General features: G+C 42.1%; 20 protein-coding genes, 1 pseudogene, 1 riboswitch and 1 other annotated feature. Of the genes and pseudogenes, 14 read left to right on the forward strand and 7 right to left on the reverse strand.

Translation table 11 applies throughout. The features are described 5' to 3' along the window. Positions 1-148: 148 nt before the first annotated feature. From BAE31_RS02700 to BAE31_RS19880, 3 genes and pseudogenes are all read right to left on the reverse strand, one after another. Positions 149-919 carry a SurA N-terminal domain-containing protein gene (locus BAE31_RS02700; RefSeq protein ID WP_039176104.1) on the reverse strand — a complete coding sequence of 257 codons (771 nt, stop codon included), beginning with the start codon at positions 917-919 and terminating at the stop codon, positions 149-151. 152 nt (positions 920-1,071) lie between these two features. Then, positions 1,072-2,559 (reverse strand): thioredoxin domain-containing protein, encoded by a 1,488-nt coding sequence (locus tag BAE31_RS20075; protein WP_349642597.1) that lies wholly within the window; start codon positions 2,557-2,559, stop codon positions 1,072-1,074. 84 nt (positions 2,560-2,643) lie between these two features. Continuing rightward, positions 2,644-3,135: pseudogene (locus BAE31_RS19880) on the reverse strand (thioredoxin domain-containing protein); the annotation flags it as partial. Between the two features lie 299 nt (positions 3,136-3,434). On the opposite strand from BAE31_RS19880, the gene BAE31_RS02710 reads away from it, so the two are divergent. After that, entirely contained in the window at positions 3,435-3,644 is a 210-nt protein-coding gene (locus tag BAE31_RS02710; protein ID WP_041106129.1) for a hypothetical protein, read from the forward strand. Positions 3,645-3,789: 145 nt separating this feature from the next. On the opposite strand, the gene BAE31_RS02715 is transcribed toward BAE31_RS02710, so the two are convergent. Continuing rightward, the gene (locus BAE31_RS02715; protein ID WP_076839411.1) at positions 3,790-4,296 is read right to left on the reverse strand and encodes a hypothetical protein; all 507 of its coding nucleotides are present in this window, start codon (positions 4,294-4,296) and stop codon (positions 3,790-3,792) included. Between the two features lie 183 nt (positions 4,297-4,479). On the opposite strand from BAE31_RS02715, the gene BAE31_RS02720 reads away from it, so the two are divergent. The 7 genes from BAE31_RS02720 to BAE31_RS02750 all read left to right on the forward strand — a co-directional run bounded on the left by BAE31_RS02720 (position 4,480) and on the right by BAE31_RS02750 (position 8,561). Beyond that, entirely contained in the window at positions 4,480-4,740 is a 261-nt protein-coding gene (locus tag BAE31_RS02720; RefSeq protein WP_003217059.1) for a metal-sensitive transcriptional regulator, read from the forward strand. Between the two features lie 123 nt (positions 4,741-4,863). After that, positions 4,864-5,346, forward strand: a complete 483-nt coding sequence (locus BAE31_RS02725; RefSeq protein ID WP_076839413.1) for a DsrE/DsrF/DrsH-like family protein — start codon at positions 4,864-4,866, stop codon at positions 5,344-5,346. A 12-nt stretch (positions 5,347-5,358) separates the two neighbouring features. Further along, positions 5,359-5,712, forward strand: coding sequence for a rhodanese-like domain-containing protein (locus BAE31_RS02730; protein ID WP_076839415.1), 354 nt, complete (start codon positions 5,359-5,361; stop codon positions 5,710-5,712). A 47-nt stretch (positions 5,713-5,759) separates the two neighbouring features. Beyond that, on the forward strand, positions 5,760-6,320 hold the full coding sequence (locus tag BAE31_RS02735) for a sulfurtransferase TusA family protein (protein ID WP_041106137.1): 561 nt from the start codon (positions 5,760-5,762) through the stop codon (positions 6,318-6,320). A 14-nt stretch (positions 6,321-6,334) separates the two neighbouring features. Further along, positions 6,335-7,462 (forward strand): MBL fold metallo-hydrolase, encoded by a 1,128-nt coding sequence (locus tag BAE31_RS02740; protein WP_076839417.1) that lies wholly within the window; start codon positions 6,335-6,337, stop codon positions 7,460-7,462. Positions 7,463-7,495: 33 nt separating this feature from the next. Beyond that, positions 7,496-7,726, forward strand: a complete 231-nt coding sequence (locus BAE31_RS02745; RefSeq protein WP_041106141.1) for a sulfurtransferase TusA family protein — start codon at positions 7,496-7,498, stop codon at positions 7,724-7,726. Between the two features lie 58 nt (positions 7,727-7,784). Beyond that, positions 7,785-8,561, forward strand: a complete 777-nt coding sequence (locus BAE31_RS02750; RefSeq protein ID WP_076839419.1) for a sulfite exporter TauE/SafE family protein — start codon at positions 7,785-7,787, stop codon at positions 8,559-8,561. Positions 8,562-8,596: 35 nt separating this feature from the next. On the opposite strand, the gene BAE31_RS19565 is transcribed toward BAE31_RS02750, so the two are convergent. Continuing rightward, positions 8,597-8,773 (reverse strand): hypothetical protein, encoded by a 177-nt coding sequence (locus BAE31_RS19565; RefSeq protein WP_162860209.1) that lies wholly within the window; start codon positions 8,771-8,773, stop codon positions 8,597-8,599. A gap of 143 nt (positions 8,774-8,916) precedes the next feature. Then, entirely contained in the window at positions 8,917-10,350 is a 1,434-nt protein-coding gene (gene proS, locus BAE31_RS02755) for a proline--tRNA ligase (RefSeq protein WP_076839421.1), read from the reverse strand. A 42-nt stretch (positions 10,351-10,392) separates the two neighbouring features. After that, positions 10,393-10,588 (reverse strand) — a binding site (T-box leader). A gap of 149 nt (positions 10,589-10,737) precedes the next feature. Next, positions 10,738-10,837, forward strand: a riboswitch (purine riboswitch). A 77-nt stretch (positions 10,838-10,914) separates the two neighbouring features. On the opposite strand from proS, the gene BAE31_RS02760 reads away from it, so the two are divergent. Then, positions 10,915-12,087 (forward strand): MFS transporter, encoded by a 1,173-nt coding sequence (locus BAE31_RS02760; protein WP_025092506.1) that lies wholly within the window; start codon positions 10,915-10,917, stop codon positions 12,085-12,087. A gap of 53 nt (positions 12,088-12,140) precedes the next feature. On the opposite strand, the gene BAE31_RS02765 is transcribed toward BAE31_RS02760, so the two are convergent. Next, positions 12,141-12,908 (reverse strand): GNAT family N-acetyltransferase, encoded by a 768-nt coding sequence (locus BAE31_RS02765; protein WP_056768464.1) that lies wholly within the window; start codon positions 12,906-12,908, stop codon positions 12,141-12,143. A 201-nt stretch (positions 12,909-13,109) separates the two neighbouring features. On the opposite strand from BAE31_RS02765, the gene BAE31_RS02770 reads away from it, so the two are divergent. The 5 genes from BAE31_RS02770 to BAE31_RS02790 all read left to right on the forward strand — a co-directional run bounded on the left by BAE31_RS02770 (position 13,110) and on the right by BAE31_RS02790 (position 15,717). Beyond that, entirely contained in the window at positions 13,110-13,568 is a 459-nt protein-coding gene (locus BAE31_RS02770) for a MarR family transcriptional regulator (protein WP_041106150.1), read from the forward strand. Between the two features lie 105 nt (positions 13,569-13,673). Next, on the forward strand, positions 13,674-13,904 hold the full coding sequence (locus BAE31_RS02775; protein WP_056768461.1) for a hypothetical protein: 231 nt from the start codon (positions 13,674-13,676) through the stop codon (positions 13,902-13,904). Beyond that, complete coding sequence (locus BAE31_RS02780) at positions 13,901-14,362, forward strand: 2-thiouracil desulfurase family protein (RefSeq protein WP_041106154.1); 462 nt, start codon at positions 13,901-13,903, stop codon at positions 14,360-14,362. The genes BAE31_RS02775 and BAE31_RS02780 overlap by 4 nt, the downstream gene beginning before the upstream one ends. 29 nt (positions 14,363-14,391) lie before the next feature. Next, positions 14,392-14,808: a DUF5301 domain-containing protein gene (locus tag BAE31_RS02785; RefSeq protein WP_041106156.1), complete on the forward strand. Its 417-nt coding sequence runs from the start codon at positions 14,392-14,394 to the stop codon at positions 14,806-14,808. Positions 14,809-14,889: 81 nt separating this feature from the next. Then, positions 14,890-15,717: an aldo/keto reductase gene (locus tag BAE31_RS02790; RefSeq protein ID WP_041106158.1), complete on the forward strand. Its 828-nt coding sequence runs from the start codon at positions 14,890-14,892 to the stop codon at positions 15,715-15,717. The last annotated feature ends 148 nt before the right edge of the window (positions 15,718-15,865 follow it).

Below are 15,865 nucleotides of genomic sequence, written 5' to 3' on the forward strand. Positions count from 1 at the left end.
GAGACAAAAGAATTGTTAGCGCTTTCTTTTGTACTCCCATCATATCGGATGGAAGAGACGTTTATGATGAGGCTTTTGTCATAAATTTGGAAAAATAGTTCATGAAGTAACAAAAAAATCCGCACAATGGCGGATTTTTTCTTAGCGGTTATAGAGACACATTAATTTTCGCAGATTTCTTTAGTTTTTCAATTTCTTTTTGGACTTCTTTTTGCTTTTCTTGAGATTCTAGCTGTTTTTTAATTTGTGATTTAACCTCTTTGTATTCTGGTGCTTTTTGCTTTTGTTTTTTCATTTGGTCTGCGTATTGATCATAGTACGCTTTGACGTCTTTCTCAGAGACGGAGGCTGATTTGATTTCTTTATCGACATATTGGCTGTATTTGATGCTGTCGGCAATGTCACTCTTCAGCTGATCCAATGTGAGTCCGCTCTTTTTAAGTGCTTCTTCGAATTGAGCGTTGTCTTTGAACTGTTTCTTTTCTTCCTTTAGCTGCTTATCTACCTCTTTGTCAGAGGCTTTGAAGCCCTTCTTCTCAGCATCTTGCAGGATGAGCTCTTGTCCTACGAGCGCATCAATGGTTTGTTTCTTGACTGCTTTCTCGCCTTCTTTAGAAGTTGGGTCTTGCCCGGATTGCTGAAGCTGGCCTTGAATGGTAGATAAGGCGCTATTGTATTCACTGCCTGTGATTTTGTCTTTGTTGACGGTCGCAACGACCTTTTGGTCATCGATTTTTTGTGCGTCTAATTTCTTTTGCATTTCTTCCATTTGCTTTTGCTGCTCTTTTTGATCAGCCTGTGTTGTTTCCTTGTTTTTGGCTGCGTCGTTTTGCTTATCTTGTTTGGCATCGTTTGACGAGCAGGCTGCAAGTCCAACAGATAACAAACAAGCGATGAGTGTGTATGATACCTTTTTCATCATTTTCTCTCCCTTCGGTATGAGAACGTCTAGTGCGCATTCTAACCGTTTTTTAGGAAAAATAAAACCGTACAGACAATTTGTTAGCGGATTGACATGTTTTTTATCTGTTTGTCCTCATTTTGTCTTCTCATAGTCATCTCATGACAAACTCAATTGTGGAATAATTGTTCCATCACTTCGTCGATATCGGTGATTGGCTGGCGGCAGCTGTAATTTTCACAAATATACACGGTGGTTTTGCCATCGATTGTTTTGTAATCTTTTGTAAAGGGCGCGAGCTTCGCTAATTCTTTCCCTGTTTCGGCAGTCAATATGATATCAAATGGAACGAAGCGTTTTTGAAGCGCCTGTAAAAGCTGTTCTTTTTGAGGGTCGCCGTTTTTTCCGAGAATGATGATTTCTCTTTTGGTTGCATATTGACTTAGGAGCCCTTGCAGAAACGCTGTGTGTCCGCTTGGGTAGGAAGAGACATCGACATAAAAGGCTTGGAACATCTGCTGTAATGTGTCTAGCCAATCCTGACGTCCGGTCAGTCTGCTTAGCATGAGAAGGTGCTTGAGTGCGGTGCTGTTACCAGAAGGCATGGCGCCGTCGTACACTTCTTTTTCTCGAACGAGGAGCGCTTCCGCATCTGATCCCGAGAAGAAAAAGCCCCCTTTTTCCTTGTCCCAAAACAGCTCAAACATGTTCTCCGCAATGGCTGTGGCTTTTTCCAGCCAATCTAATTCAAAGGTCGCTTCGTATAAAGACATATAGGCTTTTAGCATATGCGCATAATCCTCGATAAAGCCGAGATGCTTCACGTCACCTTCTCTATATCGGACCATGAGACGATCATGTTGAACAAGATGTGTTTCTAGAAAAGACATCGCCTGCTTCGCCATACGGATCGCTTCATCTGCATCAAAGACCCTTCCTGCTTTGGCGAGAGCTGCGATCATCAGCGCATTCCATGATGTGAGCACCTTGTCATCGACAAGCGGTGCGGGTCGCTGCTGTCTGACTGATTGTAAAATGTGACGGGCTTCTTGCAGCTTAGACTGAAGGGTTTTATTGTCGATCGAAAAAGAGGCCTTGATGTCCTCAAAAGAGGTGGAAATGGTATGAGGGATGTTTTCCCCTTCAAAGTTCCCCTCTTCTGTGATGTGGTAGACAGCGCAGAATAATGCGCCGAGGTCCTCGCCTAAATGGGTGATGATCTCATCTTTTGCCCAAACGTAATATTGTCCTTCTTTCCCTTCAGAATCTGCATCTATCGCTGAATAAAAGGAGCCGCCTAGATTCATCATATCTTGTTTAATAAATTGAATCAGGCGTTGGACAAGTTTTTCATACTCAGGTTTTGAGGTGAGCTGATACGCTTCTGTGTAAGCTTCCATCAGCAAGGCATTATCATACAGCATTTTTTCAAAATGCGGCACAAGCCATTTTTCATCCGTCGAATAACGAGAAAAACCGGAACCAATATGGTCATATATACCGCCATTTGCCATCCCATCTAACGTTTTCGTGACTGCATACAGCGCATTCTCCTGTCCTGTCCATTCGTAATAGCGCATCAGAAATGAGAGCATATGAGGTGCAGGAAATTTCGGTGCGGAGCCGAATCCGCCATACAGTGTATCAAAGCTGCTCATGAGCTGGTAATAGGCTTTGTGAATTGCCTCTTGTGACAGCGTGTTTTCTGTCTGCCCTGCTGCTTTGATCCGCAGGTTATTTGTCGCCTTCTCTGCCAATGATTCAATATGATCTCGGTCATTATGGTACGCATCCAGCAATTGTATCAGTGCTTCGATGAAGCCAGGACGCCCGTATGCACTTCTTTTTGGAAAATATGTTCCAGCATAAAAAGGCTTTTGATCCGGCGTGACAAACACGTTCAACGGCCAGCCGCCTTGCCCCGTCATCATCTGACAAACAGACATATACATCGAGTCGATATCTGGACGCTCCTCACGATCGACTTTGATTGAAATGAAATGCTCATTTAAGATGTCAGCGACTTGTTGATCTTCGAAGCTTTCGTGTGCCATGACGTGGCACCAGTGACATGTGGCGTAACCAATACTGATAAGCACTGGTTTATTTTCACGTTTGGCTTTATCGAATGCTTCTTGCCCCCACGGGTACCAGTGAACTGGGTTGTGGGCGTGCTGAAGGAGGTAGGGTGATTTTTCATAAATGAGTGGGTTGGGTGTTTGGTTGTTTGGCATGGCATGGGTCACCTTCTTTTTCATCATTAGTTTGATTTCATCTTAAATTTCTTAAGAAATAGAGACGAAGTCATTATTTGAGTGTATCATTTTGTTAAAATATAGGATGTTTCATTGAGATAGTTATCACTACTATGTTTTATCATAGGTATTCTACTCTTTGGAGCCCTAATTTGATATTTAGATATGTAAACGGTTATTGAATCATCCATTAGGTCCAATTGAAATCATATTAAGTATTTATGGTAGAAACTACTTTTATACGTTTTTAAAATTACTTACGACAATGGAGAGATAAAATGGATTATGTTTATCAAAAAAAGGAAAAGAAAAATGGTAATTGTGTTATATCCGTTAGAGATAGATGGGAGAATTCAATTATTGAATTTGAAAAAAGGCAACATCATATCGATATAGTGGTTAATTACCGTAATGATAAGACAACGAAGTATTCAATACCAATAGAAATTTTTGAAAAAGTTTACGATGATCTGCAAAGAGGTAATTGATGGGATTTTTGTTTTTTCAACTACCTCCGTGTTACATTTATATGCGCTTTTCTATTAATAACTTCAATTGATCTTTGTTTAACCAAGGTTACGCTTCTACAATCTCTAATAACACAGCATTTTGATGTTCCATGTCAATTCTTCTCTATTTCTTCACCAACACATATTGTAAGTTTTCTAATTCAAACATATCAATCAGTTCATCGATCCCTTTAAAATCGATATGTTTTCCAAATCGTTTTTTGCTTAGGTCAATTTCTACGTCCAATTGATTATCCTTTTCTTTCGTTTCGAATCCATCTACACAAGAATAGATTTCGATAGTTTCTCCTTTTGACAGCTCTTTTTCAATGAATTTAAAAAGAGCACGAAGAGAATGAATGATGTCTAATTCATAAACAAAAGGATGTGTGAATTTGTTTCTTACCGCTTCATAGACGGGATCTAGATAATCAATGTGAATGCCTTCGAAATCCTCTTCTGTTTCAAATACTTCTATCAAAAGTTCTTCTTTTTGATAGGTTTTTGGCTTTTTTTGTTTTTTATCAAACATGTTGATATTGAGTTCAGAGAATGGTTTATAGGTAGGATTTTGACCAATGGTACCAAGCGGCAGTTCTTTGTTTGATCCAATATAATGATGTAAAGTCATGGGCTGTCCTCTTTTCTTCAATGATTTCTCGTTCGTTGATTATTTTCTTTTTATCAATAAATGGTGGAATGTGCAATTATTTTCACATACGTTCTCTACAAAAGAGAAGGGCAAGTCGTTTGACTAAATACCTCTTAGGGTATACTATCTGTTCATAGAAAGAATAGAAAGGGGTGCTTGTGAATGGAATATAATCAACAGATGAAGAACCGTCTTCGCCGGATTGAGGGGCAGATTAAAGGGGTTCTTGCGATGATGGAGCAGGGAAAGGATTGTCGCGAGGTGGTGACGCAGCTGTCTGCATCACGCAATGCCATTGATCGTGCAATGGGTGTGATTGTGAGTACAAATCTTGAACAATGTGTCCGTGAAAGCCTTGAACAAGGCAAGGATACGGAGGGTCTTGTCAAAGAAGCGGTTGAGCTATTGGTAAAAAGCCGGTAAGAAATTCTTCAGCCTTTGAAGGTTGACGGATTTTTTTACTTGTTATAATATACCCTTACTGGTATGTGTATATATTTTTTGTTTTTTATATACCCCCATGGGTAATGATGAAGGAGGAGCAGAATGGAAGAACAGAAAAAACGCACGACGATTGTGCTATTTAGTGGAGATTATGATAAAGCAATGGCGGCTTACATTATTGCAAATGGTGCAGCAGCCTATGATCATGAAGTGACGATTTTTCATACCTTTTGGGGGCTGAATGCCTTGCGCAAGAATGAGATGGTGCCAATGAAAAAGGGTTTTTTAGAAAAAATGTTTGGCAAGATGATGCCGCGCGGGGCTGATCGAATGGGCATTTCAAAGATGAATTTTGCTGGAATGGGCCCAAAGATGATTAAGCACGTCATCAAAAAGCACAATGCCATGACCTTGCCGCAGCTCATTGATATGGCGAAGGAACAGGAGATTAATCTCGTAGCATGTACAATGACGATGGACCTTTTAGGGCTGCAGGAGAAAGAATTATTAGATGATATTCAATATGCTGGTGTCGCCGCTTATTTAGCAGAGGCTGAAATTGGGAATGTGAATTTATTTATTTAGTGAGGTGATGAAATGATTCAAACGTTTTTGTTCATCCTGGTGATTGGCTTACTCGTGAGCCGCTTCCTGCCGGTTCGAGGTGTAAACCAAATGGATGCAGCTGATATGAAGAAAAAACTGAAAAACCAAGGTCAACAGCTCATTGACGTACGATCTCCAGTAGAATTTCAAACAAACCATATTAAAGGGTTTCGAAACATTCCTTTACCTCAGTTAAAAGAACGAACTTCTCAGCTTGAGAAAAATGAAGAGATCTACGTGATATGCCAAAGCGGAATGAGAAGTATGCAGGCAGCGAAAATATTGAAGAAGCAAGGATTTACTCATATTACTAACATCAAGGGTGGTATGAATGCTTGGCATTAAGCACGCATAAAAATATACCCCCACCCCTATATAAAGGAGGACATCACATGCAGCAACCAACAGTCATTTTAGATGCAAAAGGATTGGCATGCCCGATGCCGATTGTGAAAACAAAAAAACAAATGAATGAGCTTTTGCCAGGAGATGTACTTGAAGTGCAAGCTACCGATAAAGGATCAGCAGCGGATTTAGCGGCTTGGTCAAAAAGTGCCGGCCATGAGTTTTTAGGAACAAGAGTAGAAGGACAGGTGCTCCATCATTTGATTCGTAAGGGCGGAGCGCAAGAGGAAGAAGGGGAGCCCATGATTTCAGAAATATCTTTGCATGCCTTTCAACAGAAGGTAAAAGAAGATCAATCTCTGTTTATTTTGGATGTACGAGAGCTGGATGAATACGAAGCGGGGCATATCCCAGGAGCTGTTCATATCCCACTTGGTGAGGTGGAAGATCGTGCAGAGGAGTTAACAAGAGAATCGGACATTTATCTCATCTGTCATTCAGGCAGAAGAAGTGAATTAGCTGCGCAAAAGCTAAAAGAGAAAGGATTTCAACAATTAATCAATGTGGTGCCAGGCATGAATAGCTGGACAGGAGCCATTGAAAAATAGGAGCTGAATAAAGCATGACGGTAAAAGCCATGACTGCAGAGCAGTTAACAAAAAAGATCGTGGGCAAAGAGCCGCTCTTTTTGCTAGATGTGCGAAATCAAGCAGATGTACAGGACTGGAAGATTGAAGGGGAAGCAATCGTTGATATGAATGTGCCTTATTTTGATCTGCTTGACGGAGTGGAGGGCGTTTTACAGCACATTCCTAGTGACCGTGAAGTGTTGGTGGTTTGTGCCAAGGAAGGTTCCTCTATTCTTGTGGCGGAGATGCTGTCAGAGGCTGGCGTGCCTGTTCATTATTTGCAGGGCGGCATGAAGGCATGGAGTGAGCATCTAGAGCCAGTGAAAATAGGTAATTTAAGCGGCGGCGGAGAGCTGTATCAATTTGTACGGATAGGCAAAGGGTGTCTGTCCTATATGATCATGTCCAATGGAGAAGCTGCGGTTGTGGATGCAGCTCGAATGACGGAGGTCTATATGGATTTTGCGAAAAAGCATGAGGTCTCTGTGACGCATGTGATGGATACTCACCTTCATGCAGATCATATTTCTGGTGGGAAAAAGCTGGCTGAACAAACGGGTGCCACCTACTGGCTGCCGCCAAAAGATGCAGAAGAGGTAACCTTTGAATATGAACGTCTTGAAGAAGGACAGCGGATAACGATTGGAACAGCTTCTATTGATATTCAACCCATTTATTCCCCGGGACATACGATCGGCTCAACATCTTTTATCGTAGACAATCAATATCTTCTTTCAGGTGATATTTTGTTTATTGATTCAATTGGAAGACCTGATCTTGCTGGAATGGCGGAGGACTGGGTAGATGATTTGAGAGAGACGCTTTATGAACGGTATATGGCGCTCTCAAAGGAATACATCGTTCTGCCTGCGCACTTCATGACCATAGAAGAAATGAATGAAGACGGCAGTGTTTGGAAGGAGCTCGGCTCACTTTTAAAAGAAAATCATGGGCTTCATATTGAAGATCAACATGTGTTTAGAAAGATGGTGACGGAAGGTCTGCCTGCACAGCCGCATGCCTTTCAAGAGATTCGTCAAGCCAATATGGGGAAGCTGAACCCAGATGTGGAAGAGCAGCGGGAAATGGAAATGGGTCCAAACCGTTGTGCGATTCGGTAATGTCCAATAAAATAAGAGAAGAGGAACAATCAAATGACATCAGATCAAATTTTAGACGTAACAGGGCTCGCATGCCCAATGCCAATTATTCGAACGAAGAAAAAAATGAACGACTTGGCGGAAGGTCAAGTTTTAGAAATACATGCAACAGATAAAGGGGCTAAAGCTGACTTGGCCGCATGGGCGAAGTCAAGCGGACATGAATTGATCACGCAGACAGAAGAAGGTCACGTGCTGAAGTTCTGGATGAGAAAAGGGTCCTAAAGGATGTAGGGGTATCTGCTGAAGATCCCCTTTTCCTTTTGCAAAGGAGGAGACCATCGTGGATTTTGCATTTTTGATTACACTTTTTATCATCGGATGTCTTGGTTCCTTCTTATCAGGAATGGTGGGGATCGGCGGATCTGTGATCAACTATCCCATGCTGCTTTATATCCCGCCTCTTTTCGGTATGATGGCACTATCAGCACACGAGGTATCAGGGATTGGCGCCATTCAAGTGCTTTTTTCGACACTGGGTGGTGTACTTGCTTATCGGAAAAGCGGATTTTTACATCGCTCGGTGATTTTATATATGGGAAGCAGTATATTAGCGGGCAGCTTATTAGGCAGTTATGTATCACATTTTATGCCGGAGAAAGGGATGAACCTCGTCTATGGATTACTCGCCATTGTGGCGGTAATTCTCATGCTGATTCCGAAAAAAGGACAGCGTGCAGACGCAGAGGGAGAAGTCACTTTTCATAAAGGGCTGGCATCAGCTATTGCCTTTGTGATTGGCAGTGTTTCCGGGGTATTAGGTGCAGGCGGCGCATTTATTTTAGTGCCTGTAATGCTGTCTATTTTAAAAATACCTGTACGGATGACGATTGCATCGTCACTTGCAATTACGTTTCTTTCTGCGATAGGCGCATCGACTGGAAAGGTATTGACGGGTCAGGTCATGCTTCTTCCTGCGATTGTGCTGATGGCGGCAAGTTTGATGGCAGCTCCGATTGGTGCGAAGGTCGGTCAGAAAATCAACGCCGTCTACTTGCAATGGGCACTTGCTGTGATGATTACGGCGACAGCGGTCAAAATTTGGCTGGATATTTTATAAAGAAAAGACCAACAAAGCAAACATGTTGGTCCTTTTTATTGGACGTCATCGTGCTCGATATACGTTTCTAGTGCGGGGTGGTACTCTTTTTGATAATGAAGGTTGGGACATGTTTTCACGACTTTGCCTTGCAGGGCATTGGACTTTGAGACTTCTAATGCGGATTTACATTTAGGACAGCGTTCGGCAAAGAATGAGGGCCAGCGTTTCATGTATCACCACTCCAGTTAATGTCTTAAAAACCGATTATATTAATATGAATTATAGGGGATCATGCAGGTGAGGTCAATGGGTGTTTGGGTCTTTTTAACAAAAAAAGAAGCATCATGAGAATGCTTCTTTATCGTTCATATTCTTAATAGGCTTTCGCCCAGAATACCATATCAGATGCAGGCTTTCCGCAGCAGACACATGTGTTAGAAATGGTTTCCTGTTCGAATGGGATACAGCGTGAGGTCGCGCCTGTTCTTTCTTTAATGTCGTTTTCACAGGCTTCGTCACCGCACCACATGGCTTTAATCAATCGGTTTTCTTCCGCAAGAATTTGCTCGATGTCTTCGATTGTATGGGCGTGTGATGTCTTTTCGTGTAATCGTTCTTTCGCTTTTTCGTACATCGTTCGCTGGATGTCTTCAAGTGTTGCTGTGATGGTTTGTTCAAGTGCTTCTAACGTGACAGCTTGCTTTTCACCAGTGTCTCGTCTTGCAAGCATCACCTGCCCTTTTTCGATGTCCTTTGGTCCTACTTCTACACGTAGCGGAATACCTTGCATTTCACACTCGTTGAATTTCCAGCCTGGCTGTTTATCGCTTGCGTCGATGTCAGCACGTGCGATGCGGGCAAGGCGATTCTTCAATTCGTAGGCATGATCCAGTACCCCTTCTTTATGAGAAGCGATTGGCACGATACGCACTTGGGTTGGCGCAATATTTGGCGGGAGGACGAGCCCTCTGTCATCGCCATGCACCATGATCATAGCGCCGATAATTCTTGTTGTGAAACCCCAAGAGGTTTGCTGGACATGCTCTAGTTTTCCTTCACGGTTTAAGAATTCGATGCCAAATGCTTTGGCAAATCCGTTCCCGAAGAAATGAGAAGTGGCAGTTTGAAGCGCTTTTCCATCATGCATCAGGCTTTCAACCGTATAGGTGAAGCGAGCGCCGGCGAATTTTTCCTTCTCTGTTTTTCTCCCTTTAATGACAGGAATGGCAAGGAGATCTTCGCAAAGAGAAGCGTAAGTGTGAAGCATTCTTTCTGTTTCTTCAATCGCTTCTTGCTCAGTCTCATGGCACGTGTGCCCTTCCTGCCATAGGAATTCAAGGGTTCTGAGGAAGGGACGTGTTGTCTTTTCCCAGCGGACGACATTGGCCCATTGGTTATATAGCTTCGGTAAATCACGGTAGGAATGAATAATGTTTTTGTAATGCTCAGCGAACAGCACTTCAGAGGTTGGTCTGACGCAGAGCCTTTCTTGTAATTCGGATTCACCGCCATGTGTGACCCATGCCACTTCAGGAGCAAAGCCTTCGATATGATCTTTTTCCTGCTGAAGCAGGCTCTCTGGGATAAAGAGCGGCATATAGACATTCTCATGACCCGTTTCTTTAATCTGGCGGTCAAGTTCGTCGCGAATATTCTCCCAGATTTTAAAGCCGTACGGCTGAATGATCATACTGCCTCTCACGCTTGAATAATCGACGAGCCGCGCCTTTGTGACAACATCTGTATACCACTGGGCAAAGTCGTCTTCCATGCTTGTAATTTTCTCAACAAATTGTTTTTTTGACATTGCAGGTTCCTCCTTTTTAAAAACAAAAAAGCTGTACTTTAAGTTAGGGACCATTCCTGGTGGTACCACCCTAATTTAAAGCACAGCTTTACACTCAATCATGATAACGGTATGAACCGCTGTATGAAACAGAACTAAATCGGCAGGTTCACTTGAAGATGTCAGTAGGAACTTCTCAGCACCGTTCCCTCTCTGTTAAAGATCGATTCAAGTTACTATTCCAGATCTACGTTGATCCTTGTTCGTTGATTTTTCATCAGTTTACCTGTAAATGGGGGAGAAAGCAAGTTGTTCTGATTCCTTTTACAGCGCCTTTTGTTTAGGTAACGGAATGGTAGTATTTTTCTATTTTTACAGCTTGCGAGTTATGTAAGGCTATGCTAATATATGTGAAGAAAAAAATAGACTTGTATAACCTCAATAATATGGTTTGAGGGTTTCTACCAGGATCCGATAAATCCTGATTACAAAAGCGCGCTTTCCTTTTTTGTAATCAGGGTTTTTTTGTTTGTCTGCACCCTGTATCAAAAGTGAAAGCGATGATATACAGAAGGGATGTTAGACATGAACTGGAGAGTATATTTATTAGCCGTTTCTACTTTTGCGGTTGGATTAGTTGAGCTTGTGGTCGGAGGCATTCTGCCAAGTCTTGCAGAGGATTTGAATGTGTCTCTTGCAACAGCCGGACAGCTTATTACGGTATTTGCAATTGTGTATGCCATTTCAGCACCCGTGCTGCTGACCGCTACAGCCAAAATCGAACGAAAGCGCCTTTATTTAATCGCGTTATTGGTGTTTACATTAGGGAATGTGTTCACTTATTTTAGTTCGACCTTTGCCCTTGTCATGATATCAAGGGTGTTGATCGCGATGAGCACAGCGCTAGTGGTGGTGTTGTCACTGACGATCACTGCTAAATTGGTGGAACCAGCGCATCGTGCGAAGGCATTAGGGCTGATTTTTATTGGTATTAGCTCCTCACTTGTTCTCGGTGTACCGATCGGTATTTTTATTACAGAGAGCTTTGGCTGGAGAGTGATGTTTTTAGGAATCAGTATTCTTTCTGCCATATCGATGGTGCTGATCTATTTTCTATTGGAAAAAATGCCTGTTGAAAAAGTGACGCCTCTTAGAGAGCAGATTCGTTCTTTAGGGCATCCGAAGATTTTTAGTGCACACTTGATCAGTTTGTTTATGCTTGCAGGCCATTATATGCTTTATTCTTATTTCACTCCATTTCTGATGGAAGTTCTGCATATGACCCCGTTTTGGATTAGTATTTGTTATTTGATCTTCGGGCTTGCGTCTATAGGCGGGAATGGATTTGGCGGCTGGCTGAGTGACAAACTGGGTTCAGGAAAAGCGATTTTGCTTGTGACAATCGCGTTTGCGGTTGTCATGTTTACCATTCCGTATACAGCGGGTGTGTTCGCGCTCTTTATGGTGATGGTTGTCCTTTGGGGTGCGCTCAGCTGGGCACTGACGCCTGCTTTGCAGAGTTATTTGATTCAAACAGATCCTGTGACGTCTGATATTCAGCAGAGCTTAAATACATCGGCTTTGCAAATCGGCATTTCGATTGGATCTGCGGTTGGCGGAGTCATGTTTACGATGACCGGTTCATCTGTTGATCTGGCTAAATTCGGTGCTGTGTTTGTACTGATTGCCTTTAGCTGTGCGGTGATTTCGCTGAAGAGACCGCCGCTTTATATGGATCGTCAGCATCATGCTGAATAGCTGCCTAAAGATAGGCAGCTTTTTTATGTTCATTTCAAAGGGAAAGTACCTTTCTATTCAAAGACGGCCATTTCGCCGATTGGTTGGAAGCCGGCACGCTGGTAAATATTTTTGCCGTCTGCTGATGCTTGTAAGATGACACATTTTTGTTTATTCTCTGTCTGGGTTAGAAGGTAATGAAACATGTCACTGCCAAGTCCTTTTCCGCGGTGTTCGGCCCTTGTCATGACATCATAAATACCGTAGCTGTCGTTTGCCTCGAATAATAAGCCTGTTGTGACCGGCTTTTGGTGTTCATACCCCACGAACATGCGAGCTTTTGAGTGTAATGCTTCAATCGAAAAACGCTGGAAATAGTCTTCTAAGGCGGCGGCCTCTTTCGACCCTTTGAATAGTTCAATAAAGATATGTTTGTAATCAAAGAGTGTCTGCTCATCAAGAACTTCCTTGATTGTAAGTGCTGGGGATGTGACTGGATCAATGTCACCTGTATGCTCTAGCATCATGATGGTATTGCGTTCGACCTCTTGAAGCTGATATTCCTTTAATAAATCAGCCCAATCAGGATGGAGTAAACGGTGATCAACCCATGTGCTGAAGATGAGTTTCTGTGACCGCATGTGTTCAATGGCTGCTTTCACTTTTTTTGGATCTTGGATTTGAGCTGATGTCGGTAAGAGCAAATTGAACGTGTCAGTCGATATATGAGTATTTGATAGAACGAAATCGTCCGATGCAAGGAAGGTTCCGTTTACAGCAGAGGAAAACAGGTGTATCTTTTCTTCTAACTGGCGAATGGCCATTTGTTGTTCAGGTTTCATTTAGCTCACCTTTTCATTTTGATAAATTGGATGACATCCCCATGATTATAGCATGTGACTGGTTGAGGGGAATCTAGTATAAAAGTACATATGCAATTTTCAGGTCCGATGTCCTATTATTTTACTCACATCGACATTTCTTTTGACTCCTTTCTTCATTATTAGTACCATTTTATTAACCAGTTAAGAGTGGAGGTTCAGATGGAAACAAAAGAGCAGATTGTATTAAAAGCGATTCAAGATCTGATTATGCATAGGGAAAAGAGACGGAATGATCCAACAGATCCACTGATTACCACGACTGATACACTCAAACAAGAATGGACACTCACACAGCTTCACATTTTATCGATGATTCAAGCCAATCCAAACGAATCAAACAATACATTTCTATCTCAACAACTAAAACTATCAAAGCCAGCTATTACAAAGGCTGTGAAAAAACTAATTGAAAAAGGCATGGTGGACTATTGCCACCGGCAGGGTGATAAGAAATCTGTCTATTATTCTTTGACAGAGGAAGGAAAGCAATTGGCAGCGCTTCATGATGAACTACATGAAAATGCAGTCACGTCCTATTTAGAATTTCTACAGCAGTTTCATGAAGATGAATTACAAGTGATTGAGCGTTTCTTAAAGGCTTGGAAAGAAAAGATATAGATAAAAAACCGAAACCATCGTAAAGAGGAGATGATTTCGGTTTTTTATGGTAAAATTAACATATATTGATGTTATTCGAGGCCATGAAGAAAGGGAGGGAGCTCATTGGAGAAAGAAATGATAGAAAATTATAAAAAATACGTATTCATCATGCCATTCGTGGGATTGTTTGTCAGCGTGCTATTATTTGTTTATTTTTTTGGTATTGCAGGACCTGGAGAACCAATTTGGGGTGCTGCTTTGTATTGTGCTCTGCCCTTTTTGGTGAATACGATATGTTTCTTGCCTTTATGTATTTATTTTAAAGTCAGCAAAAAAAGTGAGGAACATACATGATTGTCGTCAGTGCTTGTCTTGCTGGGTTGAAGGTTCGGTATAATGGCAGCCATCGATTAGATCAGCGAATTGAGGAGCTTGTTCAGGAAGAAAAGGCTGTGACAGTTTGTCCTGAACTGCTTGGCGGCTTCTCTACGCCTAGACCTCCGGCAGAAATCATTGGTGGAGATGGATATGATGTTTTACGGGGGCAGGCTGCTGTTGTCGATGTTCATGGAACTGACGTCACTGAGATGTATGTAAAAGGTGCGAAAGCCGCGCTGGAACAGGTTCAGTCTCTGAAAGCAACAGCGGTTGTGTTAAAAGAGTACAGCCCCTCCTGCGGCAGCCGGATGATTTACCGCGGAGAGTTTAACGGGGGGACAAAAGCTGGGGATGGAGTGACATCCGCCTTGCTAAAACAGCATGGGATTCAGGTATTTTCTGAGGAGGATGATTGGACTTCACTGTTTTTATAGGTGTGGTGTGAATAGAAGGAGGAGTTAGGTTGAAAAAGTGGATGATTGGTTTAGTCGTCATTATTTTATTAGGAATTGGTATTTATTTTCTAATCAATGCAAAAACATACTCTTTTGATGATGTGGTCTCGATTGATCAAAACAAGGTGACTTCGATTCAAATTGAGCATGATAATGAGCGTGTTAAAGTGGAAAAGAAAGCGGATATTCAAAAGCTGCTGAAGGAATTTTCAGGTATGAAATTAAAGAAAACGAATGAAACTAAAAAAACTTCAAAAGAGTCTTATTGGATCAGGGTGTATGAGAATAAGAAGGAAACATACGGTCTGACTTTCTATGATCAGGCATTTTTAACGACATATGATTTTTCTAAAACAAAAGATCAAACAAGCGAATATCAAATCGTTGACGCCAATCAAGTTGATATGGGAAAATATATCAAATAACTCAGTCAGAATGTCATGCATGATCAATTGAAAATTCGGGTATAGTGCTTGGTAAGTAAAAAGGAAGCGGAGGTTTGTTTGATGAGTGGATTAACAGATACAGTCACATTAGCAAACGGAGTAAAAATGCCGAAGCTCGGCTTTGGTGTATGGCAGGTAAAAGATGGGGATGAGGCTGTAAATGCAGTCAAAGACGCTCTTGAAGCGGGCTACCGCAGCATTGATACAGCAGCAGCCTATCAAAATGAAGAAGGGGTAGGCAAAGCCATTCAGCAATCAGGCATCTCGCGCGATGATCTATTCATTACGACAAAGGTCTGGAATAATGATCAAGGCTATGAATCAACACTCGAAGCCTTTGAAACAAGTATGAACAAGCTGGGACTAGATGTATTAGACCTTTATTTGATTCATTGGCCAGTTGAAGGCAAATATAAAGAAACATGGAAAGCGTTAGAAAAACTATATCAGGATGGACGCGTTCGAGCGATCGGAGTGTGTAATTTCCATCAGCATCATTTAGAGGATTTATTGGAAGAGGCAGAAGTTGTGCCAATGGTGAATCAAATCGAGCTTCATCCGAAGCTGACGCAGGAGCCTTTACGAGACTACTGCAAATCGAAAGGAATTCATGTAGAGGCGTGGTCGCCATTAGGCAGCGGAAAGCTTCTGAACCATCCTGTTCTCCAGGATATCGCGAAAAAACATGATAAATCAGTAGCGCAAGTGATCCTTCGCTGGGACTTACAGCATGGCATTATCACCATTCCAAAATCTGTGACGAAGAGCCGAATCATCGAAAACACACAAGTCTTCGATTTCGAGCTGTCCGCACGTGAGATGGGTGTCATTGATCAGCTCAATGAAGATGAGCGCACAGGTCCAGATCCAGATAACTTTGATTTTTAATCGAAGGAAAAGCACAGGTGCGATGGGACTGACCCCCGTTTTTGAGACAGGGATCAAAACACCTTTATAAAACAGCCAGTTGCCGAAACTCTTTTGGTGACTGGCTGTTTAATTTCAATTGAATTCGGATATTGTTATAATAATCAAC

The organism is Bacillus sp. I-2 (assembly GCF_001974945.1).
Classification (GTDB): Bacteria; Bacillota; Bacilli; order Bacillales; family Bacillaceae; genus Bacillus; species Bacillus safensis.

Excerpts from the sequence above, each read along its gene's own strand:
- BAE31_RS02700 (WP_039176104.1), bottom strand. The coding sequence starts at position 919 with ATGAAAAAGGTATCATACACACTCATCGCTTGTTTGTTATCTGTTGGA.
- BAE31_RS20075 (WP_349642597.1), bottom strand. The coding sequence starts at position 2,559 with ATGAGCAGCTTTGATACACTGTATGGCGGATTCGGCTCCGCACCGAAA.
- BAE31_RS02710 (WP_041106129.1), top strand. The coding sequence starts at position 3,435 with ATGGATTATGTTTATCAAAAAAAGGAAAAGAAAAATGGTAATTGTGTT.
- BAE31_RS02715 (WP_076839411.1), bottom strand. The coding sequence starts at position 4,296 with ATGACTTTACATCATTATATTGGATCAAACAAAGAACTGCCGCTTGGT.
- BAE31_RS02720 (WP_003217059.1), top strand. The coding sequence starts at position 4,480 with ATGGAATATAATCAACAGATGAAGAACCGTCTTCGCCGGATTGAGGGG.
- BAE31_RS02725 (WP_076839413.1), top strand. The coding sequence starts at position 4,864 with ATGGAAGAACAGAAAAAACGCACGACGATTGTGCTATTTAGTGGAGAT.
- BAE31_RS02730 (WP_076839415.1), top strand. The coding sequence starts at position 5,359 with ATGATTCAAACGTTTTTGTTCATCCTGGTGATTGGCTTACTCGTGAGC.
- BAE31_RS02735 (WP_041106137.1), top strand. The coding sequence starts at position 5,760 with ATGCAGCAACCAACAGTCATTTTAGATGCAAAAGGATTGGCATGCCCG.
- BAE31_RS02740 (WP_076839417.1), top strand. The coding sequence starts at position 6,335 with ATGACGGTAAAAGCCATGACTGCAGAGCAGTTAACAAAAAAGATCGTG.
- BAE31_RS02745 (WP_041106141.1), top strand. The coding sequence starts at position 7,496 with ATGACATCAGATCAAATTTTAGACGTAACAGGGCTCGCATGCCCAATG.
- BAE31_RS19565 (WP_162860209.1), bottom strand. The coding sequence starts at position 8,773 with ATGAAACGCTGGCCCTCATTCTTTGCCGAACGCTGTCCTAAATGTAAA.
- proS (WP_076839421.1), bottom strand. The coding sequence starts at position 10,350 with ATGTCAAAAAAACAATTTGTTGAGAAAATTACAAGCATGGAAGACGAC.
- BAE31_RS02760 (WP_025092506.1), top strand. The coding sequence starts at position 10,915 with ATGAACTGGAGAGTATATTTATTAGCCGTTTCTACTTTTGCGGTTGGA.
- BAE31_RS02765 (WP_056768464.1), bottom strand. The coding sequence starts at position 12,908 with ATGAAACCTGAACAACAAATGGCCATTCGCCAGTTAGAAGAAAAGATA.
- BAE31_RS02770 (WP_041106150.1), top strand. The coding sequence starts at position 13,110 with ATGGAAACAAAAGAGCAGATTGTATTAAAAGCGATTCAAGATCTGATT.
- BAE31_RS02780 (WP_041106154.1), top strand. The coding sequence starts at position 13,901 with ATGATTGTCGTCAGTGCTTGTCTTGCTGGGTTGAAGGTTCGGTATAAT.
- BAE31_RS02790 (WP_041106158.1), top strand. The coding sequence starts at position 14,890 with ATGAGTGGATTAACAGATACAGTCACATTAGCAAACGGAGTAAAAATG.